Source organism: Williamsia sp. Y853 (assembly GCF_056786495.1).
Map to the genome: position 1 here is coordinate 697,635 of NZ_JBXCJC010000001.1, position 25,872 is coordinate 723,506.

Annotated in this window: 21 protein-coding genes; 8 read left to right on the forward strand and 13 right to left on the reverse strand. The window is 64.2% G+C overall.

What is annotated here, in order from left to right:
- Positions 1 to 106: 106 nt before the first annotated feature.
- Positions 107 to 946, reverse strand: coding sequence for an LLM class flavin-dependent oxidoreductase (locus AC1TPF_RS03450; RefSeq protein WP_482142631.1), 840 nt, complete (start codon positions 944 to 946; stop codon positions 107 to 109).
- Between the two features lie 42 nt (positions 947 to 988).
- On the reverse strand, positions 989 to 2,368 hold the full coding sequence (locus AC1TPF_RS03455) for an MFS transporter (RefSeq protein WP_482136499.1): 1,380 nt from the start codon (positions 2,366 to 2,368) through the stop codon (positions 989 to 991).
- A 106-nt stretch (positions 2,369 to 2,474) separates the two neighbouring features.
- On the opposite strand from AC1TPF_RS03455, the gene AC1TPF_RS03460 reads away from it, so the two are divergent.
- The gene (locus AC1TPF_RS03460; protein ID WP_482144015.1) at positions 2,475 to 3,056 is read left to right on the forward strand and encodes a YqgE/AlgH family protein; all 582 of its coding nucleotides are present in this window, start codon (positions 2,475 to 2,477) and stop codon (positions 3,054 to 3,056) included.
- Between the two features lie 106 nt (positions 3,057 to 3,162).
- Complete coding sequence (locus AC1TPF_RS03465; RefSeq protein WP_482142633.1) at positions 3,163 to 5,196, forward strand: CocE/NonD family hydrolase; 2,034 nt, start codon at positions 3,163 to 3,165, stop codon at positions 5,194 to 5,196.
- Positions 5,197 to 5,223: 27 nt separating this feature from the next.
- Here AC1TPF_RS03465 and AC1TPF_RS03470 read toward each other — a convergent pair whose 3' ends face one another.
- Together AC1TPF_RS03470 and AC1TPF_RS03475 are read right to left on the reverse strand one after the other, a co-directional pair.
- Positions 5,224 to 6,159 (reverse strand): bile acid:sodium symporter family protein, encoded by a 936-nt coding sequence (locus tag AC1TPF_RS03470; protein WP_482137291.1) that lies wholly within the window; start codon positions 6,157 to 6,159, stop codon positions 5,224 to 5,226.
- A 55-nt stretch (positions 6,160 to 6,214) separates the two neighbouring features.
- A complete protein-coding gene (locus tag AC1TPF_RS03475) occupies positions 6,215 to 6,661 on the reverse strand; it encodes an SdpI family protein (protein WP_482142634.1) in 447 nt (148 codons plus the stop codon).
- A gap of 84 nt (positions 6,662 to 6,745) precedes the next feature.
- Between AC1TPF_RS03475 and leuS the strand changes: the two genes are divergently transcribed.
- Entirely contained in the window at positions 6,746 to 9,631 is a 2,886-nt protein-coding gene (gene leuS / locus AC1TPF_RS03480) for a leucine--tRNA ligase (RefSeq protein WP_482142635.1), read from the forward strand.
- 71 nt (positions 9,632 to 9,702) lie between these two features.
- Here leuS and AC1TPF_RS03485 read toward each other — a convergent pair whose 3' ends face one another.
- Both AC1TPF_RS03485 and AC1TPF_RS03490 read right to left on the reverse strand, forming a co-directional pair.
- Positions 9,703 to 12,057, reverse strand: a complete 2,355-nt coding sequence (locus tag AC1TPF_RS03485; RefSeq protein WP_482142636.1) for an FHA domain-containing protein — start codon at positions 12,055 to 12,057, stop codon at positions 9,703 to 9,705.
- 56 nt (positions 12,058 to 12,113) lie between these two features.
- Positions 12,114 to 12,911 carry an LppX_LprAFG lipoprotein gene (locus tag AC1TPF_RS03490; protein ID WP_482136494.1) on the reverse strand — a complete coding sequence of 266 codons (798 nt, stop codon included), beginning with the start codon at positions 12,909 to 12,911 and terminating at the stop codon, positions 12,114 to 12,116.
- Between the two features lie 159 nt (positions 12,912 to 13,070).
- Here AC1TPF_RS03490 and AC1TPF_RS03495 point away from each other — a divergent pair, with 159 nt between their 5' ends.
- The 4 genes from AC1TPF_RS03495 to AC1TPF_RS03510 all read left to right on the forward strand — a co-directional run bounded on the left by AC1TPF_RS03495 (position 13,071) and on the right by AC1TPF_RS03510 (position 18,559).
- A complete protein-coding gene (locus tag AC1TPF_RS03495; RefSeq protein ID WP_482142638.1) occupies positions 13,071 to 14,570 on the forward strand; it encodes a cytochrome b5 domain-containing protein in 1,500 nt (499 codons plus the stop codon).
- A gap of 71 nt (positions 14,571 to 14,641) precedes the next feature.
- Complete coding sequence (locus AC1TPF_RS03500; RefSeq protein ID WP_482136492.1) at positions 14,642 to 15,832, forward strand: type III polyketide synthase; 1,191 nt, start codon at positions 14,642 to 14,644, stop codon at positions 15,830 to 15,832.
- Between the two features lie 36 nt (positions 15,833 to 15,868).
- Positions 15,869 to 17,620 (forward strand): ATP-binding cassette domain-containing protein, encoded by a 1,752-nt coding sequence (locus AC1TPF_RS03505; protein ID WP_482142639.1) that lies wholly within the window; start codon positions 15,869 to 15,871, stop codon positions 17,618 to 17,620.
- Positions 17,621 to 17,713: 93 nt separating this feature from the next.
- Positions 17,714 to 18,559: a DUF4436 family protein gene (locus AC1TPF_RS03510; RefSeq protein WP_482136490.1), complete on the forward strand. Its 846-nt coding sequence runs from the start codon at positions 17,714 to 17,716 to the stop codon at positions 18,557 to 18,559.
- A gap of 74 nt (positions 18,560 to 18,633) precedes the next feature.
- On the opposite strand, the gene AC1TPF_RS03515 is transcribed toward AC1TPF_RS03510, so the two are convergent.
- Positions 18,634 to 18,903, reverse strand: coding sequence for a DUF4235 domain-containing protein (locus tag AC1TPF_RS03515; RefSeq protein ID WP_482136489.1), 270 nt, complete (start codon positions 18,901 to 18,903; stop codon positions 18,634 to 18,636).
- Between the two features lie 76 nt (positions 18,904 to 18,979).
- On the reverse strand, positions 18,980 to 19,861 hold the full coding sequence (locus AC1TPF_RS03520; protein ID WP_482142641.1) for an alpha/beta fold hydrolase: 882 nt from the start codon (positions 19,859 to 19,861) through the stop codon (positions 18,980 to 18,982).
- Between the two features lie 72 nt (positions 19,862 to 19,933).
- On the opposite strand from AC1TPF_RS03520, the gene AC1TPF_RS03525 reads away from it, so the two are divergent.
- Positions 19,934 to 21,892 carry an AfsR/SARP family transcriptional regulator gene (locus tag AC1TPF_RS03525; protein ID WP_482142643.1) on the forward strand — a complete coding sequence of 653 codons (1,959 nt, stop codon included), beginning with the start codon at positions 19,934 to 19,936 and terminating at the stop codon, positions 21,890 to 21,892.
- Positions 21,893 to 21,919: 27 nt separating this feature from the next.
- Here the strand turns inward: AC1TPF_RS03525 and AC1TPF_RS03530 are convergent, their stop codons facing one another.
- The 5 genes from AC1TPF_RS03530 to urtB all read right to left on the reverse strand — a co-directional run bounded on the left by AC1TPF_RS03530 (position 21,920) and on the right by urtB (position 25,850).
- Positions 21,920 to 22,249: a TfoX/Sxy family protein gene (locus tag AC1TPF_RS03530; RefSeq protein ID WP_482136486.1), complete on the reverse strand. Its 330-nt coding sequence runs from the start codon at positions 22,247 to 22,249 to the stop codon at positions 21,920 to 21,922.
- A 64-nt stretch (positions 22,250 to 22,313) separates the two neighbouring features.
- Positions 22,314 to 23,006 (reverse strand): urea ABC transporter ATP-binding subunit UrtE, encoded by a 693-nt coding sequence (urtE, locus tag AC1TPF_RS03535; RefSeq protein WP_482142644.1) that lies wholly within the window; start codon positions 23,004 to 23,006, stop codon positions 22,314 to 22,316.
- The gene (gene urtD, locus AC1TPF_RS03540; RefSeq protein WP_482136484.1) at positions 23,006 to 23,851 is read right to left on the reverse strand and encodes an urea ABC transporter ATP-binding protein UrtD; all 846 of its coding nucleotides are present in this window, start codon (positions 23,849 to 23,851) and stop codon (positions 23,006 to 23,008) included. The genes urtE and urtD overlap by 1 nt, the downstream gene beginning before the upstream one ends.
- Positions 23,848 to 24,966, reverse strand: coding sequence for an urea ABC transporter permease subunit UrtC (gene urtC / locus AC1TPF_RS03545; protein ID WP_482136483.1), 1,119 nt, complete (start codon positions 24,964 to 24,966; stop codon positions 23,848 to 23,850). The genes urtD and urtC overlap by 4 nt, the downstream gene beginning before the upstream one ends.
- On the reverse strand, positions 24,963 to 25,850 hold the full coding sequence (urtB, locus tag AC1TPF_RS03550; RefSeq protein ID WP_482136482.1) for an urea ABC transporter permease subunit UrtB: 888 nt from the start codon (positions 25,848 to 25,850) through the stop codon (positions 24,963 to 24,965). The genes urtC and urtB overlap by 4 nt, the downstream gene beginning before the upstream one ends.
- Between the last annotated feature and the right edge of the window lie 22 nt (positions 25,851 to 25,872).

The window sequence follows — 25,872 nt, forward strand, 5'->3', positions numbered from 1 at the left end:
GTCGGCGTGGGTGGACCGAGCGGAGCGGTGGCCGGCGCGGGATTCTGAGCGGTCGGGGTGGAAACAATTGGGGCCCCGTTGCGGGACTCTGCGAGCGAAACGTTTTCTAGACGGCGCTCGAAGGTGGCCCGGCATTGATCCGTCCGAGTTGGTAGGCGATGGGATCGTCGGGTGTTGCACCCCAATCCGAGTCCAACCACCAGGTGATGCCGGCGTCGGCCATTGCCGCGGCCCGCTCGCGTTCCCCGGCGGGGTCGGTCAGGTCGGTGGTGCCCTCATAGACGACGTCATAGTGCCCGCTGTAGCCGAGTTCCTCGCGAAGCTCTCGGATGTCGCGGGCCACACTGGCCCACCGCTCGAACGGTTGCGGTTCCGGGCCCTGCGCACCGGCGAAGTTGGGGATCAATCCGTCGCACCGGGCCGCCCGCGACATCGATTTGCGAGAACCCTCCAATCCCACACACCACGTGGTGATTCTGGGCTGTTGGACCGGCGGATCGGGCAATTCGAAATCGGTGGGCCGTACTTGGTAGTGCTTGCCGTCGTAGGTGAAGGGCTGACCACCCCAGAGCCCGAACAAGACGTCGAGACCTTCATCGAGGAGCTCGGCACGCACCTTGCGTCCCTGATCGGCCTCGAATGCCAGCCAGCCCGGATGCAGTGCACCCAATCCGACGCTCAGGATCACGCGACCACCGCTCAGCCGATCCAGGGTGGCGGTGGTCGATGCCAGGTCCCACGGTTTGCGCCGGGGCAGGGGCGTGAGCATGGTCCCGAGCTTGATACGACTGGTTCGCATGGCCGCGGCGGTCAGGGAGATCCAGGGGTCGACGCCCCATAGCGCTTCCCAGCCGAACACCGCGTCCCAGCCCGCTTCCTCGGCGGCCACTGCCATCTCGGCAAAATCTGCACTGTCACCTTTGGGGAAAACGATTCCGTACTGCACCGTGCCTCCTGTGAAGTCACCTGATCGCGCGGTGGGTACGGATCAGGCGGTTGTCGCCAGTGGCGCCGATGGTGGTGAGCAGGCCGGGACGGGTCGATGGTGGATCAGGGTGACCGAAACGATGGCGAGTGCGTAGAGCACGCAACCGGCCACGACCAGGACCGCGGACTTGCCGTCGGTGGGGATGGCAATCGCGGCGGCGGTGACCGCAGCGACGAACGCGACGTTGAACAGGGCGTCCTGGAATGAGAATGCCTGTCCGCGGCGGGCGTCGTCGACGTCCATCTGCATGGCGGCATCGCCGCACAGCTTGCACACCTGGCCGATCAGCCCCAGGACCACCGCGGCGAAGCAGATGACCACACCGTTGAAACTCAGCAACGAGAGCTGGGCGACCGTTCCGATGGCCAGCGCCGACACCACAGCGCGCTGCCGCCCGAATCGGGCGACCGCAAAGGGGGTGATCACCGCGGCGAGCAGCATGCCCACCGCGGTCAGACCCGCGACGAGCCCGAAGCCGGTCAATCCACCGCCCAGCGCCGACTGTTTGGTGAGGACGAGCAGCAGGAGCGTGTTCATGCCGAACACGATGCGATGGGCGCCCACACCGGACAGGGCTGCCGCGGCAGGTGGCGAGCTCCAGACCGCACGGGCGCCATGGCCCAGACCAACCGCGACCGCGCGCATGGCGGTGCCTTCCGGATGCCCGGGCATCGGAGGACCGACGAAGTCGGGATGATCCGGGCCCAGCTGCAGTGGTTTGAATCGATGGGCGACACCTGCGGTGATCAGCGCCATCACGACTGGGCCGAGCAGGGTCAGGGCGCTGCCGGTGTTGTCGGACCCGAAGATCTCGCGCAGGGCGAAGGTGGCACCGGCACCGAGGGCCAGAACTCCGGAACCGGCGGTGGTGAAGAACGAATTCATGCCGACCAGCAGGTCGCGAGAGACGACGTGGGGCAGCGACGCGGACAGCCCCGATGCGACGAACCGGCTTGCACCGGTCACCGCCAGCGCGGCGATCAGCACACCGGTGTCGCCGGCTCCGGTGGCAATCACCACCGACACGATCGCGACCAGGATCGCGCGCAGCACATTGGCCCAGACGAGAACCAACCGTCGATCCCAGTGGTCCAGGAGCGCGCCGGCAAACGGACCGATCAGGGAATAGGGCAGAAGCAGGACCGCCATCCCGGCCGCGATCGCCATCGGATCGGCGTGGCGTTCGGGGTTGAAGAGGATCGCGCCGCCAAGCGCGGCCTGGAAGAGGCCATCGGTGAACTGACTGCCGAACCGAACGGACAGAAGCCGGGACAGGCCGGGCGATTCCCGAAACGACCGCGTGAAATCACGCAACGCCAACCGCTCATGGCTGGTGCGGACATGCGGCTCTGGGTCCGCGACGGGCTGTTCGGCGTTCATCGTGTCCAGCCTACAAACGAATTCACGATCGGGTATTCCGGCGAAAAAAGATCGGGTGGTTCCGACTGTTCGCCGTAGCCTGTTGGGGCCATCGGCGTGGCATCATGTGCGGGTGTCATCTGGTACCGAGGCGATATCCGCCGGCAGTTTGTTGATGGCGTCCACCGATCTCGCCGAGCCGACTTTCCGGCGCACGGTCGTCTACGTCATCGAGCACAACGACGCCGGCAGTCTGGGTGTTGTCCTGAACCGGATGAGTCAGACGGCAGTGCACAACCTGTTGCCGGCATGGACCGATACCGCGGCCCGGCCGAAGGCTGTCTATGTGGGTGGTCCGGTCAAACAGGACTCGGCGCTGTGCCTCGGGGTGGTCAGACCCGGTGTCGAGATCGACGATGTAACTGCCCTGCGACAGGTCGACGGCCGCGTGGTCCTGGTCGATCTCGATGCCGACGCAGACGAACTCGGTCACTTCCTGATCGGTGTCCGGATCTTCGCCGGCTATGCCGGGTGGGGTATCGGACAGCTCGGTGATGAATTGCGCAGCGGCAGCTGGATCGTGGCCCCGTCGCTGCCCACCGATGTGATCGCCCCCGCCGAGGTCGATCTCTGGTCGCAGGTCCTGCGGCGTCAGCCGTGGCCGCTTCCCATGCTGTCGACACACCCGATCGAGCTCGAACGTAACTGATCTCTGATTGTCGATTGGATTTCGATAACCTGTTATTGTTCATCCCTGATGTGAGCGGCGTCTCAGCAGACGCTTGCTCGGGGGTCGGGGAATGCGGAGGGGTCCGATGGTTTTGTGGGGTCGATGTGCTGGTGTGATCGCCGGTCTCGTTTCAGTCACTCTGATTGCAGGATTCGCGAATCCTGTTGCAGCGCTGGCTGATCCGACGGGTGGAACGGATGGTGAGCGGTGGACCGCGCAACACGATGGTCCGTTGCAATATCCCGGCATCAACGTCCAATGGGACGTCCCGATCACCATGAGCGATGGCACCGTCCTCAAGGCCAACATCTACCGGCCGGCCGACGCCGCGACGAGGCCGGTTGCCACGAAGACGCCGGTGATCGTGAACATGACGCCGTACACGAAGCTGGTGAGCGCTGTTGCCGATGCGGCGTTGTCGAATCCGGTGCTGGCGCCGCTGGCCCTGCAACTGGCCGACCTGCTGAACTTCTCGGGAACCCCGATCGACGGCCTGTCCGATTTGGTGCAGACCCTCAAAGGCGGCTTTGCCCAGACCTTCAGCGTCGACCCCGCACTGGTTCGCTCCGGCTATACGCAGGTGGTCGTGGATGTGCGCGGGACCGGTTTCTCGCAGGGTGTCTGGGACGTCTTTCAGGCCCGCGAACAGCAGGACACCGTCGAGGTCATCAACTGGGCCGCCGACCAGAGCTGGTCCGATGGCAAGGTCGGCATGAGTGGGGCGTCCTACTCGGGTATCAATCAGATCCAGGCGGCGAACAAGAATCCGGAGCCGCTCAAGGCGATCTTCCCGGTCGAACCCGGTGGCGACCTGATCCGCGACATCGTTGCCCCCGGCGGTGCGCTGGGTGTGGGCTTCCTGCCTGCTTGGCTGGCGCTCGTGAACGGACTCAAGTTCGTGCCCGATGTGGCGTCGATGTTCAACGGCACATTCGACTGGAAGTGGTTGGGGTCCAGGCTTTCTGACCCAGCTGTTTTCGCCCCACAACTACTGGATGCGCTCACCGCACCCACCATCGACGCGGTGCCACCACGTACGCAGAGCCTGCTCGACGACACCTCCTCCGAACGCACCAACTGGCAGGCCTTCGCCGAGAAGATCACCACGCCGACGATGATCTACGGCGGCTGGTACGACCTGTTCACCAACAGTGAGTGGCGGATGTTCGACGAGATCCCGCTCGACAACGGCCGCAAACAGCTGATCATGGGCCCGACCTATCACGTCACCGGCGGTTCTCGTTTCGGTGATCCCGGCTATCCGCCACGGCTCGACGTCCTGCAACGTGCGTGGTTCGACAAGTGGCTCAAGGGCATCGACAACGGTATCGACAACTACGGACCGGCCACCCTGTACCAGCAGGGCAACGGCTGGACCACCGCCGAGGACTTCCCGCGCCAGGGCATGAACCACCAGCGGCTCTACCTCTCCGACCGTACGAGCGGTACGGCGCCGCACGCCGTGCGTGACGGCTCGCTGTCCGCCGCACCATCCGACAGCCGTGGCAGGCTCACGGTCGCACCGGCTTTGGCCACGTTGTGTTCGCGTGATGCCGCGCAGCAGACGGCAGGCATCCTCGCGGTGTTCTCGTTCTGCGCGGAGGATTCAAGGACCGCCGAATCCAGCGCGTTGACGTTCACCACGACCCCGTTTGCCGAGTCGACCAGCCTCAGCGGTCCGATCAATCTGCATCTGAACACCGTCATGGATGCGACTGACGGATACTGGACGGCAACCCTGAATGATGTTGCCCCCGACGGCACCTCGACGGTACTCACGTCGGGCCAGCTGGTGGCCTCGCTGCGGGCGCTCGACGAAGATGCAACCGGGTACGGTCCGGACGGTGACGTGGTGGATCCGGTGCAGACCCTGACCCTGGCAACGCGTCAGCCGGTGGTACCGGGCCAGGCCGTGCAACTCGACGTGGGCCTGCTGGCCACCGATGCGCTGATCAAACCCGGACATCGGTTGCGGATCGATGTGTTCGCGGCGAACTTCCCGAGAGGTGTTCCGTTGCGGCCGTTGCTGAACGATTCGCAGCTCAAGCCCGAACACATCCAGCTCGATCCGAATGCGCCGAGCTACGTCAACGTTCCGGTGTCGCGGCCGGTGCGCTGACCAACCCGAGTTCGCGCGGACTTCGGGCTAGACCTCGGACTGGCGGCTGTAGCGCGCGGCGAGCCAGGCGCAGATCATCAGCTGAACCTGGTGGAAGATCATCAGCGGCAGGACGATCAGGCCGATGGTGCGACCCTCGAACAGGACAGCGGCCATCGGCAGACCGGTGGTCAGTGATTTCTTGGTGCCGCAGAACTGGATTGCGATGGAATCGGCCCGGTCGAATCCGAGGCGCCGCGATCCGGCACCGGTCAGCCACAGCATCACGGCCACCAAGACCACGGCGAGCACGACGAGGATCACCACCTGCCACCAGCTGACCTGGCTCCAGATGCCGTCCCGCACACCGTCACCGAACGCGGCGTACACGACGAGCACGATGATGCCGCGGTCGAAGAACTTCGTGAGGCTCTTGTGCGCCGCGATCCGTCGGCCCACCAGCGGCCTGAGCAACTGTCCGGCGATGAACGGCACCAATAGTTGCAGGACGATCGTCACCACCGACGAGGCCGAGAACGAGATGTCGCCGGACGAGTTCATCAGGAGCACCACGAGCATCGGGGTGAGGAACACACCCAGCAGGTTCGACGCCGAGGCGCTGACGATGGCGCCCGCGATGTTGCCGCGGGCGATCGAGGTGAAGTTGATCGAGGACTGGACCGTGGACGGGACCAGACAGAGGTAGAGCACGCCGGTGGCCAGATCGTCGCCGACAAGATGCGGGAGCAGCGGCCAGAGCGCCAGGCCGAGCAGTGGGAACACCACGAAGGTGAATCCCAGGATTGTCAGGTGCAGGCGCCAGTGGGTCAGACCCGTGAGGGCATCACGCGGATGTAGTCGGGTGCCGTAGAGGAAGAAGAGCAGCCCGACGCCGATCTTGACAACCCAGTCGAGGATGTCGTCGGCGACGCCGCGGGCGGGGAAGATCGTCGCGACGACCACCGCGCCGATGATGGCCACCATGAAGCCATCGATGTTGAAGCGGTGAAGGAAGGCCAGCGGTGAGCGCGCCACGCCTTTAGTCGGAGGGCGCTGCGCCACCGGCGGCGCTGTCGGTGGTGCACATGCTCTGCAGAGAACAGCTGGTGCAACCACCGCTGACACCGCAGTCAGAGGCGGGATCGGGCAGTGCTGCGGCCGCTCGGACGCCCAGTGAGCCGATGACCCCGGCCAGGCCGATACCGACCGCGATGGCCGCGATGGCGATGATCACGCCTGCGGTGCCACCGAGGAGGATCGCCAGGACGGCACCCATCACCAGGACCACACCTGCGCAGATCAGACCGGGTCCGGCGACGCGGTTGGCCAGCTGGAACTTCTCGTCGCTGCCCATGGTCTCGGCGGAACGCACGCCGAGCCAACGGTTGCGGGGCAGGCGCCTCACGGTGCCCAGGACCCCGGATACTCCGAAGACCAGCGCCAGCGCCAGAGCGATGACGGCGAGGATGTTTGCTGCGACGGTCACGCCCATACAATACGAGGCCACGGAAAATCAATGGTCACCCAGGCCTGCCTGCAGCTCAGATCAGTCAGGCTTTACGCTGGTCAAGTGACTGGCCCGACGACTTCAGCCCCCGACGAATCCCCGCAGCACCGCTACACGGCAGAGCTGGCCGGGCAGATCGAGGCGCGATGGCAGCAGAACTGGACCGAGCGGCGCACTTTCGAGGCGCCCAACCCGGTGGGTGACCTGGCAGGTGATCTGTCGGTGTTCGACGGTCCCGACGCCAAGCTCTTCGTCCAGGACATGTTCCCGTACCCCTCGGGCGCCGGACTCCACGTGGGGCATCCTCTCGGCTTCATCGCCACCGATGTCTATGCGCGGTTCCACCGGATGAACGGGCGCAACGTTCTGCACACGATGGGCTTCGATTCGTTCGGACTCCCGGCCGAGCAGTACGCGGTGCAGACCGGAACGCATCCCCGCACGACCACCGAGGCCAACATCGAGCGGTACCTCGAACAGATCCGCCGGTTGGGCCTGGGCCACGACGAGCGTCGCCGGGTGGCCACCACCGACGTCGACTTCTACCACTGGACCCAGTGGATCTTCCTGCAGATCTACAACGCCTGGTTCGACGGCGATGCGGGCAAGGCCCGCCGCATCCCCGAGTTGATCGCCGAATTCGATTCCGGAGCAAGGACTCTCGCCGACGGCCGGGATTGGTCGGACCTGGACGAGGCTGCCAAGGCCGAGGTGATCGACGACTACCGGCTCGTCTACCAGAGTGATTCGCTGGTCAACTGGTGCCCCGGACTGGGTACCGTACTGGCCAACGAAGAGGTCACCGCCGACGGCCGCAGCGACCGCGGCAACTTCCCGGTGTTCCGTAAACACCTGCGGCAGTGGATGATGCGCATCACCGCGTACAGCGACCGCCTGCTCGACGATCTGGAACTGCTGGACTGGCCCGAGAAGGTCAAGTCCATGCAACGCAACTGGATCGGCCGCTCCCGCGGCGCGCAGGTCGCATTCAGCGTCCCATCTGGTCGAGCTCCGGCTTCGCCTTCGTCTCCTGTGCGGGACTGTAAAATTGAGGTGTTCACCACCCGCCCCGACACCCTTTTCGGTGCGACGTACATGGTGCTCGCCCCGGAACACGAGCTCGTCGATCAGCTGATCGCGGCGCAGTGGCCCGCCGATGTCAATGCACTGTGGACCAATGGTGCGGCGACCCCGGCGGAAGCTGTTGCGGCCTACCGCAAGACGATCGCGGCGAAGTCGGATCTCGAACGGCAGGAGAACAAGGAGAAGACCGGCGTCTTCACCGGCTCCTACGCCGTCAATCCGCTCAACGGCGCGCAGGTCCCGGTGTTCATCGCCGATTACGTGCTGCTCGGTTACGGAACCGGTGCCATCATGGCGGTCCCGGCCCACGACGGCCGCGACTACGAGTTCGCCACCGCATTCGAGCTGCCGATCATCGAGGTCATTGGTTCGGAGCAGGGTGTGGCCGACGAAGCCTTCACCGGCGACGGACCGCTGGTCAACTCGGGCTTCCTCGACGGTATGCGGGTCGACGAGGCCAAGTCGGCCACCATCGAGCGTCTCGAAGCCGACGGCACCGGCAGCGGCACCGTCCAGTACAAGCTGCGCGACTGGCTCTTTGCGCGTCAGCGCTACTGGGGCGAACCCTTCCCCATCGTCTACGACGAGTCCGGTGCGCCGCACGCGATCCCGGATTCGATGCTGCCGGTGGCACTTCCGGATGTGATCGACTACGCGCCGATCTCGTTCGATCCCGACGACCCGAACAGCGAACCCTCCCCGCCGCTGGCCAAGGCCATCGACTGGGTGAACGTCGACCTCGACCTCGGCGACGGTCTCAAGCACTACACCCGCGACACCAACGTGATGCCGCAGTGGGCCGGTAGCTCCTGGTACCAGCTGCGCTACATCGACCCGACCAACCCGGATGAGTTGTGCGCCAAGGAGAACGAGGCGTACTGGATGGGACCGCGGCCGGACCTGCACGGCGAGAACGATCCCGGCGGGCTCGACCTCTACGTCGGTGGCGTCGAGCACGCGGTGCTACACCTGCTGTACTCGCGTTTCTGGCACAAGGTGCTGTTCGACCTCGGGCACGTCAGCTCGGCCGAGCCGTACCGGCGTCTCTACAACCAGGGCATGATCCAGGCGTACGCGTATACCGATTCCCGCGGCGTCTACGTCCCGGCCGAAGAGGTCGTCGAAGAAGACGGCAAGTTCTTCTACGAGGGCAAAGAGGTCAACCGGGAATACGGCAAGATGGGCAAGTCCCTGAAGAACTCCGTTGCGCCGGACGACATCTGCCGCGATTACGGTGCCGACACCCTGCGTGTCTACGAGATGTCGATGGGACCGCTGGACACCTCGCGGGCCTGGGCGACCAAGGACGTCGTCGGTGCGCAGCGATTCCTGCAGCGCGCCTGGCGTCTGGTGGTCGACGAGATGACCGGCAAGACCCGGGTCGTCGACGTGGACCTGGCCGATGACACCAATCGCCTGCTGCACAAGACGATCGACGGTGTGCGCGAGGACTATTCGAACCTGCGCGACAACACCGCAGTGGCGAAGTTGATCGAGCTGACCAACCATCTGACCAAGCAGTATCCCGACGGTGCACCGCGCGACGCGGTCACCCCGCTGGTACTCATGCTGGCGCCGGTGGCACCTCACGCAGCCGAAGAACTGTGGGAGCGCCTGGGCAACAACGGCTCTCTGGCACACGGGCCGTTCCCGGAGGCGCAGGAGCAGTGGCTGGTCGACGACACCATCGAGGTCCCGATCCAGGTCAAGGGCAAAGTGCGCAGCCGGATGACCGTTGCGGCCGACGCAGACGAGGCGACGTTGCGTGCGACGGCGCTTGCGGACGAGAAGATCATCCCGTTGCTCGACGGTGAACCCCGCAAGGTCATCGTGGTGCCCGGCCGAATGGTCAACATCATCCCCTGACCCCGGAATTGGTGGGTTTTGGCGAGTAAACGCGCAGGTCGCGTTCCCCAGAACCCACCAAGATGGGGAGGTCAGGATCGTTTCAGCCGCAGTCGGCTGTAGATGTACACGGTCAAGACCACGGCCATCGCGCCGAGGATTGCGTAGCTGGTACCCAGGGTGGTCATGTTGTGTTGCCAGAGCGGTTCGTCCTCGGTGGCCGATCCAGGTGTCGTCCACTGCACCTCGACGGTGGAAGCCGCTGCGGCATAACCCCATCGGGAGGGGATCAGCCAGGCGATCTGTTCCAATCCGACCCGATCGTGCAGGGCGAAGAGGCCCCCGCAGAACACGAGCTGGATCATCACCACGACCACCAGCGGTGGCATGGTCTGTTCAGGAGTACGAACGGACGCCGAGATGGCGAGGCCGATGAGGGCGCCGATGCAGGTCAGCAAGGCGAGGTCGATGCCGAGTTCGACTGTGGCAGGCAGGTATACGCCCTTGCCGGGAGTGCCTCGGCCGGCGTAACAGATCAACAGCATGATCACCGATTGCGCAATCGCGAACACCGCGAAGACGAGCACCTTCGCGGCCAGGTAGGCGCCTGGGCGTAGCCCCACGGCACGTTCGCGCTCGAAGATCGAACGTTCACCGACCAGATCCCGGACCGTGAGCGCCGACCCCATGAAGGTCGCACCGATCACCAGAATCACCAGGATCTGCAGGGTTTCAGTGGTTCCGGGTGCGTTGAGTCCGAATCCCGCCGACCCGGGGATGACCAGGGTCAGCGCTCCCAGGACCACCGGGAGCAGCAGCAGGAATACCAGGTATCCGCGGTCTGCCAGGATCAGCCGGAACTGTCTGCGCGCGATCGTGCTGACCTGCCGCAGTGCGCTCGCCTGACGTGAACGCGGTCGCGATGATCCGGGTTGTGGTGGCGTCGGCGGTGGTTGCCGTCGGACCGTGGCCCGGTAGCGATTCGACGCCTCTTCCGGGTGGGCGGCGACATAGGTGAAGATCTCAGGCCAATCATCGGTGCCCATGGCGGTTTTCACGGATCCGGGCGGACCACAGAACGCGGTCCTTCCGCCGGGTGCGAGCAACAGCACCTGATCGCAGATCGACAGGTGGGCCACGGAATGGGTGACGACGATGACCACACGACCGGCATCGGCGAGCCGCCGCAGGGTCTGCATCACCTGCCGGTCGAGCGCGGGGTCCAGTCCGGACGTCGGCTCGTCGAGGATCAGCAACGCCGGTCCGGTCAGCAGTTCCATCGCCACCGATGCCCGTTTGCGTTGTCCACCAGAGAGTTTGTCGATACGGGTACCGGTGTGTTCGGTCAATTGCAGTTCGGCAAGCACTCCGTCGATCACCAGATCCCGGTCGGCACGGGACATGTCCGGAGGCAGTCGTAGCTGCGCGGCGTATCGCAGGGCCTGGCGCAGGGTCAGTCGGCTGTGCAGGACGTCGTCCTGCGGGACCATACCGATCCGGGTTCGGAGTGCGTCGTACTCTTCGTGAACACCGTGCCCTTCGAACGTCACGGTTCCCGCAGATGGATGGTTTGAACCCGAAACAATCTTGGACACAGTCGATTTACCGGCACCCGACGGACCGATGATCGCGGTCAGTGTCCCGGGTGCGGCGGTGAAGTCGATGTCGTCGAGCAGTTGTTTGCCATCGATGGTCAGGCTCACCGAACTCACGTGCACGCCACCGGATACCACCGACTGGGCCTGGCCACGGACCAACTGGCCTTCGGAGACCACGAAGTCGCTGTTGCCGATGGTGACGACGTCGCCGTCGGTGAGGGGCTGTCGGGTGATCCGGCGACCGTTGACAAATGTTCCGTTGACGCTGCGCAGGTCTTCGATCACCAATCCGGATGGGCTGCTGATCATCTGGGCGTGATGGCGAGATGCCAGCACATCGCTGACCACGACGTCGTTGTCCGGCGTTCGACCGATGCGGATGGTCGATCCGCTGGCGATGTCGACCGCCTGGCGTTGCGGCGGCGGCTGATTCCCGGCGGTTTGATACACCGCGGACATGTTCTGTCGCAGCGCCTGCATGTGTGGCCGGTCGTCGGCCCCGGCCGGCTTCTGCAGGGAGCGAACCGGTGCCGGAACGGGTTCTGTGATTCTGATCCGCAACACCGGTCCAGCGTCGGGCCCACCGAGACGGACGTCCTGTGTGCCCCGTAGGTTCACCGACTGCACCCGTTGACCACCGGCATAGATCCCGTTGGTGCTCCCGGCATCGCTGATCGACCATCCGCCGTTCCAGGACAGCACCGCGTGCCGCCGGGAGATCAGCGGATGGTCGATCGTGATGTCGTTCTCCGGCACCCGGCCGATCTGGATCCGGGTGGTGCCCCCCGCAGGCGGAGCCTGGATCCCGTCGACCCATATCTGCAGTTCGGCGGGGATACGTGTGGTCATGGCTCGGTGCTACCTGACGTCGGATGTTCGGTGGTTGCTGCCGGTGTCACCGGCGACTATTCGGGGCTTGCGACGGTGACGGGTTCCTGCCACTTCGAGGTGACTATGTTGACCTCGCCTCCCGAGACCTCGGCCGTGATCTGTACGAGGTTGTACGGGGCTTCAGCGGTGACCCACAGCGTGACGGGAAGCTCGGCGCCGGTCTTGTCGACCTCGGGAAGGATCGGCTTGAGTTCCGTACTCGCGATGGTGCCCTCGATCTTGATCGCCTCGACACCGTTGATCTCTTCAGTGCCGACGACCGTCGGATTCTGGACCTTGGAGATCACATTGGCCAATCCCTTGTCCTTGTCGAGGATGATGGCCGGATCGTAGATCCGCTGGGCCGGGCCGAGGTTGGTGTAGCTGTTTGCGCCTTCGCCACGGGTGTAGAGGTTGCCGCCGGCGACGATGAAATCGGACGCCGTCAGGTTGTTGTTGATCCGGAACTCGCCGGCACCCTGGGCGCCGACAACCGGCTGATTGGTGACGTCACCGTCGATCTGTTGAATGGGAAGACTCTCGATCGACTCGTCCACCACCAGCGCGATGTGGACGGAGTTCATCATCCGGGTCGTCTGGGAGCTCTGCTCGATCACGGCGGCCGGATCAGTGGCGACCACCGACGGCTGAGTTGATCGGGATGTTTCCAGGACCGGCGGAACCGACTGGGACACAGTCTGTTCCGAATCGTTGGAACCTCCACCGCCACAGGCGGTCAGCAGAACTCCGGAGAGCGACAGCGCGACCGCGGCCGCGAACAGGTTTGTTTTCGAGCGTGTGATTCGCGGGGTGCGAGAAGGTTGATTTGACATGCTCAGGGACGGTATAGCCCCGCGCCACATGTCAAAAGTCGTTCAATTGACCGTAATCAGTTTCCTCGCCCGGGAACATCGGCCGCCTCCGCGTACTCCTATAGCCAAACCAAGACCGCTGCCGTCACCTGATTCCGGCAGCCGACACGGAGGAATCGGATGACTGAATTGCAGACCGACGAGGCGAGCGACGTCGACGTCGATCAGGGGCCGGCGGAGGACCACGATCTCGGCCGGGCGCCCGGACCCGACGGCGGACCTCGCTTGGCCAATGTGTGGATCTACAAGGGCCGGGCCTACGACCTGACGGAGTGGATCTCGAAGCATCCCGGTGGCGAGTTCTTCATCGGTCGGACGAAGAACCGCGACATCACCTCGATCATCGGCTCGTACCACAAGAATCCTGAGCGGGTCGAAAAGATGCTGGAGAAGTACGCACTCGACCGCGACGCCGAGGTCGAGGACATCCATCCGAAGGCCAACGCGCCGGACTTCCTGTTCAAGGAGGGTTTCGACAGTTGGCGTGACACCCCGCACTTCCGGTTCGATGACAAGAACGACCTGCTGCACCGCATCAAGCGCCGGTTGCGCGAACCGGAACTCGCCGCCCGGATCAAGCGGATGGACACGATTTTCAACATCGTGGTCATCGCATTGGTGTTGGCGTACTTTGCCGTGCAAGCCCTGCGCCTGTATGACACCAGCTGGATGCCGTTACCGGTCTTCGTGATCGCGATGGTGGTGTTGCGCAGTGGAATTGCCGGCTACGGACACTACGCGATCCATCGGGCGCAAAAGGGTGCAAACAAGGCGTTGGTCAGTGCCTTCGACATCAACTACGTCGCCCTCTCGTTCGTGACCGCGGATGGCCATGCGTTGCTGCATCATCCACACACCCAGAGTGAGGTGGACATCAAGAAGAACGTCTTCACCTTCATGATGGATCTGCCCCGGGGCTTTCGGGTGCCGATCCACACGCTCCACAAGTTCGGGCACGCCACCACCGGCATGGTCATCCGGCTGCTGGAGATCTGCAAGCTGACCAGACAGGTCGGTGTCTCCGACATGTACGGGTCGCTGCGGGGTGGCCTGCCGCACTTCATCGGCGCCTTCGGCCTGCGAGCCCTGTTGATCTCCGAACTCGCGATTTTCATTGCGATGGGCGACTTCTGGGCCTGGCTGGCACAGTTCGTCGCGGTCCTCTGGTTCAGCACCTTCCTGGTGGTGGCCAGTCACGATTTCGATGTCGACACCCACGACCTACCCGAGGTCGAGACCGACGACTGGGCCATAGATCAGCTGGAGAAGGCCTACGACCTGAAGGTCATCGGCAACCGCTATGCCGACTGCTTCTTGTCCGCCGGCCTCAGCTCTCACCGCGTCCATCACGTTCTTCCGTTCCAGCGCAGCGGCTTTGCCAACATCGCAACCGAAGACGTGGTGCGCGAAGAAGCTGCCGAGTTCGGTGTCGAATGGTTGCCTGCCAAAAGCTTTGTCACCGACCGTCTGCCCAAACAGTGCCGCGTCTACCTGGGTTCGCGGTCACGCCCGGCCCAGGAACAGGGATGGGGGTTCTTCCGGGAGCACTTCTCACCGGCCGCACTCAAGACCTGTGCCGACTACACCATCAAAGGCTTCACCGGAATCGGGACGGTCTGACCCCCTGCTGACCCTGTCCCAGCGCACACCCCCCGCACCACCTTCCCGTTACCCGAAAGGACCACTCCCCCATGTCTGTCATCTCTGATCAGCCCATCACCGGATCGCACCCCACGTTTGTCGGCCGGCGTCCACACATCCGCCCGAGTCTGCCGCCGGCCCCACCGACCACGGTCGCCGTGATCGAGGGCATCGCCACCGGCGCACCGCAGCAGGTCTTCTCCCAGACTGATGCCGCCGATGAGGTGGCCGCACTGTTCACCGATCCGACCCAGCAGGCCCGCATCCGCCGGGTCTACGAGAAGACCCGAATCAACGAGCGCCACTTGGCCATCGACCCCACCGATCCCGAGTTCCGCGACTTCAGCGAGAGGCGTGGCACCATTCGCGAACGCATGAACCTCTACCTCGAGCATGCCGCTCCCCTGGCCGTCGACGTCGCCCGCCGGGCCCTGAGCAGCGCAGGCGGTGAGGTCGAGGTGGGACTGCTGGTGTTCGTCACGAGCACCGGTTTCATCGCGCCAGGTGTGGATGTCGCGGTGATCAAGGAACTCGGACTGTCCCGCAGTACCAATCGGGTGGTCGTGAACTTCATGGGCTGCGCGGCCGCGATGAACGGTATCCGTATCGCCGGTGACTTCGCCCGCGCCAACCCCGACAAGAAGGCGCTGGTGATCAGTCTGGAGGTGTCCTCGGTCAACGCCGTGTTCGCCGACGACATCAACGAGGTCATCACCCACAGCCTCTTCGGCGACGGGTGTGGTGCGGTGGTGGTCGGTGCCAGTGAGGCCCATGCGCCGATCCCGGCAGGCCGGATCGTGATCCGCGAGACCTTCAGTGAACTCCTCGACGACGCCGAAGACGGAATCGTGTTGGGAGTCAATGACAACGGGATCACCTGCGAACTCGCGGAGGAACTCCCCCAGTACATCTACCGTGGTGTCGACCCGGTCATCACCCGGGTCCTGGGGTCGCACGGCCTCGGCAAGTCCGACGTCGAGCTGTGGGCGATCCACCCCGGTGGCCCGAAGATCATCAACGAATCGGCGCACTCGCTCGGTATCGATCCGGAGCGCGCCGACGTCAGCTGGGACATCCTGGCCCGCTACGGGAACATGCTGAGCGTCTCATTGATCTTCGTGCTCGAGCAGATGGCGCAGCGTGGCGCCGACAACAACGAGGAGTCCACCACCGGTGTTGCCTTCTCTTTTGCCCCCGGAGTCACCCTGGAGGGACTCCTCTTCGACATCGTCCGTCGCTGACGCGACCGCCGAGTCACCAACTGAAGGTCAACCATCATGCAGCTCATCAGATTTCTGATCTCCGTGTCCCGGAAGGGCATCGCGTTTGCGGTGATCGCCGGCTTGATCGGCGGTGCGGCCAACGCATATCTGGTCACCCAGATCAACACCGTGGTCTCACCGCCACCCCACCCGGACAACATGGTGATCCGATTTGCGATCACTGCGATTGTCGTCCTGGTCACCGGACTGCTCTCGCAGATCGTGCTGATCCATTTGGCGCAGAACGCGATCTACCGATTGCGGGCCAAGCTCAGCGCAGGAGTGGTGTCGGCACCGCTCGAACATCTCGAACGTCTGGGTATGCATCGATTGATCGCAACGCTGACCGAGGACGTGCGGGCGTTGTCGATGGCGGTCTCGGCGATTCCGAGCATCTGCATCGACGCCGCCACCATCGTCGGATGCCTGGTGTTCCTGGCGATGCTCTCCGGCCCGATCTTTGCGATCACCGTGGGATCGACGCTGCTGGCGATCATGTGTGTGGAGACGGTGTTGCGACGGGTGCGGGCCATCTATCAGCACGCTCGGGAACGTGAGGACGACCTGCTGCGCTCCTTCCAGTCGGTCACCTTCGGCATCAAGGAACTCAAGCTGCATCGTGGACGTCGCCAGGACTTCATGGACCGGCATCTGCTCGGCACCGCCGAGGACCTGCGTGCCAAGAATGTCTCCGCCGGAGCCAAGTTCTCGATTGCCCAGGGTTTCGGTCAGCTCTGCCAGCTGGCGACCATGGCATTCATTCTGTTCGGTTTGGCTCTGCTGCTGGACATTCCGCACGAGCACATGATCGGCTACGTGCTGATCACCACGTTCCTGGCGATGCCGATGCAGAACATGATGCACCTGATCCCCGACATCCTCCGCGGTGATGTGGCGCTGGCGAAGATCGGGGACATGGACCTGTCGATGGTGTCGGTCAACGACGAGTCGAACCTGCCGTATACCGATCGCCCGGTTGTCGCCTGCGCCCGGATCGAGCTGCGCGGACTGGGCTACGCCTATCACGGCGAGCAGCTGACCGGTCCGCCCCCGCCTCCGCAGGCCGGTCCACCCCAGAAGCCGGGTAAGCCGGGTCAGCGGCCGTCCGGTCCGCCTCCGGGTGGCCCCGACGACGGTGCGGGTTTCCACCTCGGACCCATCGACCTGACGCTCGACCCCGGGCAGGTCACCTTCATCGTGGGCGGCAACGGAAGCGGCAAATCGACTCTGGCCAAACTGATCACGGGTCTGTATGCACCCCACCGCGGACAGCTGGTGCTCAACGGCGAACCCATCGACCACAACAATGTGGAGTGGTACCGGCAGAACGCGTCAGCTGTCTTCACCGACTTCCACCTGTTCGAGGACTACCTCGGATTCGACCGCCCCGGGATCGACGACGAGGTACGTGGTTACCTGCACCAGCTGCAGATCGCCCACAAGGTGACCGTGTCCGGCGGCAAGCTGTCAACGATCAATCTGTCACAGGGACAACGCAAACGGCTCAGCCTGGTGACGGCGCTGCTCGAGGATCGTCCCATCTATGTCTTCGACGAATGGGCGGCCGATCAGGAACCACAGTTCCGGGAGTTCTTCTACCGGCGCATCCTGCGCGACCTCAAGGAGGCAGGCAAGACGGTCGTGGTGATCACCCACGACGATCGCTACTTCGATCTTGCCGATCAACTGGTCAAACTCGACTTCGGACGTCTCGCGCAGGTCGGTGGATTCGCCGGCAATATGTCGAATCAACTTGTGGCCCCGTAGAACTGCTGACAGACTCGACTCCGACCGGACCTGGTTTGTCCGATCGGAGTCGAGTTCGGCTCCAGGGCAGGACGACGGGTTGGAGACGAACAGATGGCGCGTGCCCCACGGCGGTCAGCGATGTTGCGTGGTCTGGCGGTCGTCGCCGGTTTGTTGGTGGTGTACGTGTCGGTTCTGCTCCTGTATGCCCTGGGCGGTTCCGGCAATCAGCCCGACACCCGTGAGCCTGCTGCCGATAGCGTGCTCGTGTATCTCGATATAGACACCGTGAACGGCGCGGAGTATTCGTTCGGCGGGCATGTGTCGGTGTATCCCGGTGGCAATCTGGTGGACGAGGACGGCAACCTCAAGGACACTCTGCTGATCGACGTGTCACCGATGGTTGCGAACCAGCGGATCGAATTCGCCAGTGGGACACGGCCGGGGATGCTGGCGGTCTCGCTCTATGCCTACGGCGACATCCGCACCTGGCCCTTCGACGAGTACACCTCGGAGTCCGTTGTGGTGCGCGGCGTCAGCGAGATCGGCGACAAGCGCGAACCACTCGAGACCGAGGTCGCGATCACCGATTCGCTCAGCGGCTGGGACATCGATGCCGGTGATGACGACCCCGGTGCGGGACAGTCATTCACCATCGAGGGGTCGAGGTCTGCCGGATCCCTCGTCTTCGATCTGGCGCTGTGCGCGATGCTCGTCGTGCTGCCCGGCTGCACCTTGTTCGTCGCCATCCAGACGGTGCGCCGCCGCAAGGCGTTTCAGCCGCCGATGGTCACCTGGTTCGCGGTCATGTTGTTCGCCGTCCTCCCACTACGCAACATTTTCCCCGGGTCGCCGCCCTTCGGATCGTGGGTCGACTACACCGTGGTGCTGTGGGTGGTGGCCGGGTTGATCTCGGCCATGGCGTTGTACGTGCTCGCCTGGTGGCGCCAGGCTCCCTGACAGCGTGGGTACGGCGAGGGCACATGGGCCGGCTGCGGTTGGCACCGGCCCACGCGAGCATCACCCCGGTCCGCTCAGGCGGGATCCTCGTGTGTCATGGCCTTGTAGCCGCGGGCACCGGCACGGTCCACGGCCGCGCGCACCAGCCCGAAGACCAGCCCCTGCAGGGCGGCAGCGACAAGCACTTCGGTGTTACTCCTGCTCAGATCCTTAGGGTCAGGGACCTTGGCGTCATGTCCCAGACGTTTCCACACCTGTCCGAAGGCAGCGGAGGCAGCCAACCCACCGACCACGCCGGTAGCGATTGACAGTGGCTTGTACATGGCTTTGGATTTGACGCTCATTTGCTTCCCTTGTTCGAACGCGGATCAGACGACCAGAGAGTACCGATCTGCGGCAAGGTTGAAACCTTTCGGCGATCTAACGTTTCATGAGGTCGGCGATGGCGCAAAGCACCTCGGCAGGAGACTGTTCGGCCATGAAGTGGCCGAAGTCCTGGAGGCGGTGATCGAGATCGTCGGCCCAGCTCTTCCAGATCTGCTCGCCGTCGAATCCCAGCTGCAGGCCCCAATCCTGCTGGATGACGGAGACGGGCATGGTCAGCGTCAGACCTGCGGCACGGTCCTGCTGGTCGTGTGCGAGATCGATGCCTGCGGATGCGCGGTAGTCGGCGACGATCGAATCGATGGCGCCGGCGCTCGCCTGCAGGTACCGCGCCCGGATGTCGGCGGGAATCGTCTGTCCATCGGCGCCCCAGGCATCGAGGAAATGGCCGAAGAAGGTGTCGGCACTCCCCCGGATCATCGCCTCGGGTAACCCGGCCGGCTGGGCCATGAGATAGAGGTGGAAGCCGACCGCGGCGGACACCCCGTGCATGACGTCCCACATGTCCAGAGTGGGTAGGACATCGAGGCTACCCAGATGGGTGATCCGGTCGGGGTGATCGAGTCCGGCGCGGATCGCCACGAGTGCGCCGCGGTCGTGGCCGACGAGCGCGAACTTGTCGAAGCCGAAATGTGCGGCCAGTGCGACGACGTCGTCCGCCATGGTCCGCTTGCTGTAGACGTCCGGACTCGTCTCTGCCGGTTTGTCGCTGTCGCCGTACCCACGCAGGTCCGGAACGATCACGGTGTGGTTGTCGGCCAGCTCCGGGGCAACGTGACGCCAGCACAGATGGGTCTGCGGGAACCCGTGCAGTAGAACTACGGGCGAGCCCTGACCTGCGACAGCGGCGTTCAAGGCGACCTCGGGTGCGACCTGGACGCGGTGATATTCGAATCCGGCGATGGATGGTGTGGTCATGGTGATCGGGTCTCCTACAGTTGAGGCGTGATGTCGTTCGGATCGAGTCTGTGCGGAGCCGATGAGTAACCGATGAGTCCTCGCAGTGATCCACCCGCGACCGCCGCGGCGATGGTGTGCGTCCTGGGGTTTGTCGGTGGACGCACGCCGACCGGTGAACGGATCGAGCTCGGAGGTCGGCGTCAGGCGCAGCTCTTGGCCCGGCTGGTGGCCGCGCGGGGCACGGGGGTGTCGGTCGACGATCTGGCCGCTGCGTTGTGGCCGGCGGAGATCCCGCGGGACCCCGTCGCAGCGATCCGCACTTTCGTTGCCGACATCCGCCGCCGACTCGAACCGCAGCGGCCAAGGGGCGTGCCTTCGGCATTCGTGGTGACTGCGGGCCGCTTCTATCGTCTCGACCACTCGGCGCGGGTCGACGCATGGGAGTTCGCCGAGCTCGCCGCTTCGGTCGATTCGATGCCCTGGGCGCAGCGGCTGGTCAGACTTCCCGACGCTCTGAACGACCTGTGGGGTGGGACGCCGTTTGCCGATCACCGCGACCTACCTGGGGTCGGGGCAGAATCCGCGCGGCTCGAAGAACTCCACGCCCGGACGGTAGAAGCACTCGCGCAGGCGCAGATCCATTCAGGTCGAGGTGATCTCGCCATCGCCGAGCTGCAGTCGCATGTCGACCGACACCCGAGTCGGCAACATGCGTGGATCCTTCTGGCGACCGCCCTGCACGACGCCGGCCGCACCGAAGACGGACTATCGGTTCTGACCCGCGCACGCACACGTTTGGCGGATGAGTTCGGTTTGGACCCGGCGGCGGAACTCGATCGGGTGCACCGAGATCTCCTCCGGGGTGACGGTCTCCCCGACCAGGTCGGGCAACCATGGAAGTCCTCGGTGACAGCGCTCATGCCCAAGGGTGGGCGATCCCGGGTGCTCAGCTCGGCGGTCCTGCTGCGCGACCTTGCGGTCAGTGGTGCGGACGGATTGTTGACTGCACAATCGGAACGCTCTACGGGTGCAACGGAACTCGCAGCCAGCGACGATCCTCGCCTGACCGCAGATTTCCTCACCCGCCTCGAGATCCCGGGTATCTGGACCATATCCGACGATCCGGCACGATCCGCCTGGATCGTTGCTGCCTCCCGGCGGTGTCTCGAACTCCTCGACGGCGCACTGTCTCCCGCGCAACGCGCCCGACTACTGGCCCTCATCGGTATCGAATCACGCGGTACCCGTGGGCCTGCCGGTGCTGAGGCCGCGGATCGTGCGGTCGCGATGGCGCGCGACCTCGGCGATCCCACCGTGCTGTGCGTCGCACTCAACGCCGCGTTTCTACAGTCGTTCCACACGCTCGATGCAACCGGGCAACGCCACGCGATCGGCGGAGAACTCATCGCGCTCGGAACCGACCACGATCTTCCGACCTACCAGATTCTCGGACACTTGATCTGTCTCCAAACAAGCACCAGTACAGGTGATTTCGACCAAGCAGACCACCACGCGGCCACTGTTGACGGGCTCGGCGAATACCATGAGCGCAGCCTCGCGGGATTCTTCACCACCTGGTACCGCGCGATCCGCGCGGACCTCACCAATGGCCCGGAGCCAGAGGTCCGTCAACGCTACGCCACGGCGCTGTCGCTGCTGCCCTCCTGCGGAATGCCGGGCATCACCCGTGGGCTCGGCCCGTTGATCGCGCTGGTCCATGCCCTACAAGGCGGCTCGGGTCTCCACACGTTCGACGACGTCGACTTCGGCCCCAATACGCCGTGGACGACCCCCATCACGGCTTGTGCCGCAGGCGATCACCGACGCGCGTTGACATCGCTTCAGCAGGCACCGGCACCACCGCCCGATCACCTCGCGACCACACGGTGGGCGCTCCTGTCGATCGCAGCACATCACTTGGGCGACAACACAACCGCGTCAACTGCGGACGGTCAGATCCGCCAACTGTCATATCCCATCGGATCCGAAACCGGAATGTTCACCCTCGGTGATCCACAGCGTCTCCCGGGCATCGCCCGTTCGACCTGAGCGGCCGCCGACGGATCGCGAGCTGTGTCAGGAGGGTGCAAGGCGCGCCTGCTCGACCCCCCGGTCGATCCAGGTCTGCAGTTGGCGTTTCGTGGTGACGCCGCCGGCATCGACTCGGAGCCAGCCAAGGGTCTCCCGGTTACGCATCACCATCGGCGTGACGTACTTGCCGTTCAGCAGGATCGCGCGTTCATCTGCGGCGACCCGGACCAGGATTCCACCTTCTCCGCTCGCCGCGATGGCCATATGTCCGTTTACGAGAAAGGCCAGACCGCCGAACATGCGCTTCTCGGACACACCGGGCTGCGGTCCGACCAGTTCCCGGATCCGGCCTGCGAGGTGTTCGTCGTACGCCATCACCCCAGTGTGCGACGACAAGGGCCCGCTCGGCGGTGTTTTCGGCCCGCTCGGCGGCACTGCGCTAGATGGTCATCGCCTCGCGGACACCGGCTTCGGCGTCGGCGCCGCCTGCGCCGGATGAGGTGATTCGACCGCCTTCGAGGATGTAATACCGATCGGCGGCTTCGAGCGCGAAGCCGATCTGCTGTTCCACCAACAGAACTCCCATGTCACCGCGTTGAGTGAGGGCGGTGATGGTGTTCTCGATCTCGGCGACCACCGACGGCTGGATGCCCTCGGCGGGTTCGTCCAGGATCAGCATCTTCGGTTCGGTGATCAGGGCCCGCGCGATGGCCAGCTGTTGGCGCTGACCACCCGACAGCAGGCCGGCCCGACGGGTCAGGAGTTCTGTCAGTGCCGGGAACAAGTCCAATGCCTCGGCGACGAGCTCTTTGCCACGTTTGCGGCCGTCGGCGACAACCTGAAGATTCTCGGCTGTGGTCAGATAGCCGAAGCTCTGTTGGCCTTGCGGGACATAGGCCAAACCCCTGGCCACCCGCGCGCTCGGGCGCATCGAGGTGATGTCGGTGCCGTTGAACTTGACGGTTCCTTTGGTGACTTTCAACAGGCCGACGGCTGCGCGCAGCAGGGTGGTCTTGCCCGCCCCGTTGTGTCCCATCACCGCGGCCACACCGTCGGTGGGTACTTCGATACTGGCGCCGTGGACGACCTCGGTGCGGCCGTAACCGGTACGGACATCGATCAATTCGAGCATCAGACGGTTCCTTCGGATCCTGCGGCGGCGGCTTCTTCGATCTCGGAGCCGCCGGCTGCGGTACCGAGATAGACCTCCTGCACTTGTGGGTTGGCCTGAACGTCGGCGACAGAGCCTTCGGCGATGACCTTGCCGCGGGCGAGCACGGTCACCGAGGTGGCGAACGAGCGCATGAATTCCATGTCGTGTTCGACCACCACCACGGTGCGCTCTCCGCCGATGCGGCGCAACAGCTGTCCGGTCTCTTCGCGTTCTTCGTGACTCATGCCGGCGACCGGCTCATCGAGAAGGAGCACGGAAGCGTTCTGTACCAGCAACATTCCGATCTCCAGCCACTGCTTCTGGCCGTGTGCCAGGATCCCGGCGGGGGAGTCCTTGAGGTGCTGCAAGCCGATCGTCTCGAGTGCTTCTTCGATCTCGGGCAGAATGCCGGATCGGCGACGCAGCAGCGTCAGCGGACCGCGTCCGGCGCCGGCGGCGATGTCGAGGTTCTGCAGGACGGTGAGTTCTTCGAAGACGCTGGCGGTCTGGAAGGTTCGGCCCACACCCAGGCGAGCGATGCGGTGCACCTTCTTGCCGACCAGCTCGACACCGGACTTCTGGATGGATCCGGTCGCTGGGACCAGGCCGGTGATGGCGTCGATGACGGTGGTCTTACCGGCGCCGTTGGGGCCGATGAGGAACCGTAGATCACCCTGCAGCAGAGTCAGATCCACGTTGCTGACGGCTTTGAAACCATCGAAGCTGACCGAGAGGCCGCGGACCTGGAGGTAGTCGCTCGACATACCGGCGTTGCCACCGAGTTCGGGTTCCTTCACCACAACCGAGGTTTCATTTGCGCTCATGAGGAAGCTCCCACTGGTGTCACGTCCGCCTTGTCTGGATCGGGCTCAGATTCGGGTGGGTCGGGTTCAGCCTTCTTGCGACGCCACTTGGCCAGGGCTCCGAGCCCGGCCAATCCGGCGGGGAAGAAGCCGACCACGACGATGAAGAGCAGACCCTGGGCATAGACCCAGCCGGACGGGAAGTTCTCCGACAGGTTGGTCTGAGCCCACGCGACACCGATGGCGCCGAGGACCGGGCCGAGCAGCGTCGTGCGTCCGCCGATGGCGACACCGATCAGGAATGCGATCGACGGCACGATACCGACGTCCGCGGGGGAGATGATGCCGACGATCGGAACGAACAGTGCGCCCGCGATACTCGCGAACAGTGCGGCGACGGTGTACGCCACGAGCTTGATGTTGGCGGGGTCGTAGCCGAGGAAGCGGACCCGCTCTTCCTGGTCGCGGACGGCAACCAGCAGTTCGCCGTAGCGGCTGTACATCAGCTGGCGGGTGAGTGCGACAACGATCAGCAATGTTGCTGCGGCGATGAAGAACAGGAGTCGCTTGTTGGCCGGATCATTCAGTGCCAGACCGAAGAAGCTACGGAAGCGGTTGAGCCCGTTGCTGCCGCCGGTGCTCTGCTGGCCGATGAGCAGGATGGCGAACGCGGCCGCGAGAGCCTGCGACAGGATGGCGAAGTACGCGCCCTTGACACGACGTTTGAAGATTCCCAGGCCGAGGATCAGAGCCACACCGGCCGGGATGAACAAGATGCCCAGGATCGTGACGACGGGTGAGGCGAACGGCTGCCAGTACGCGGGCAGTTCGGTCTTGCCTGCGATCTGCATGAAGTCGGGGACGTCGTCCCCCCGGAGTTCTGCATCCGAGATCTTGAGGTGCATGGCCATGATGTAGGCGCCGAGACCGAAGAACACACCTTGGCCCAGGACCAGCATTCCGCCACGGCCCCAAGCCAATCCGATACCGACGGCCACGATGCCGAAGCAGAGGAACTTGCCAAGCAGATTGAGCCGGAAATCGCTGAGTACGGCGGGGGCGATGGCAAAGAGGATGACTGCGGCGATTGCGAAGCCGGAGTATGCCTGCCAGCGTGAGGATAAGAACTGTTTCATACCAGGCTCCTCGTCTTGACGGTGAACAGTCCCTGCGGCCGGATCTGCAGGAAGACCACGATGAGGACGAAGACGATCACCTTGGCCACCGAGGCGGTGGTGTTGTATTCGATGAATGAATTGAGCAGTCCGAGCGACACGGCCGCGATGACTGCGCCCTTGATCTGGCCGAGGCCACCGATCACAACCACCAGGAAGGCGTCGATCAGGTAGGTGGTTCCGGTGTTGGAGCTGGTGGAACCGATCAGTGTCAGTGCCACACCGGCGATGCCCGCCAGGCCCGAACCGATGAAGAAGGTGGTGATATCTGTTTTGCGACTTGAGATCCCGCTTGTCTCGGCGAGTTCACGGTGTTGCACCACAGCCCGGATCCGCCGGCCCATGGGTGTGTACTTCATGGTTGCCGCCAGCGCCACCACGCAGACGACTGCGAGGATCATGATGAAGATCCGGCTCTTCGGCACCACCGCGCCGAAGATGTCGACACCACCGCTGAGCCATTCGGGGCCGACCACGTTGACCGCGGGTGCGCCGAAGATGTCGCGGGCGGCCTGTTGCAGGACCAGGCCCACACCGAACGTGACCAGCAGGGTGTCGAGTGGCCGGTGATACATGCGCTGGATGAGTGTGACTTCGAGGAGTACACCCATCAGACCACCGACGAGGAAGCCGACAAAGAGCGAAACGATCAGGGAGACATTGGTATTGGACACCACGTGTTCCTGCACCACGTAGGCGGTGTACGAACCGGTCATGATGAACGCACCATGAGCCATGTTGATGACACCCATCTGACCAAAGGTCAGTGAGAGTCCCAATGCTGCGAGTAGCAGGATCGACCCCAGACTGAGTCCGGTAAACGTCTGTCCTATCAGCACATCCACGAGGGGTGTTCCTTCCCGATCA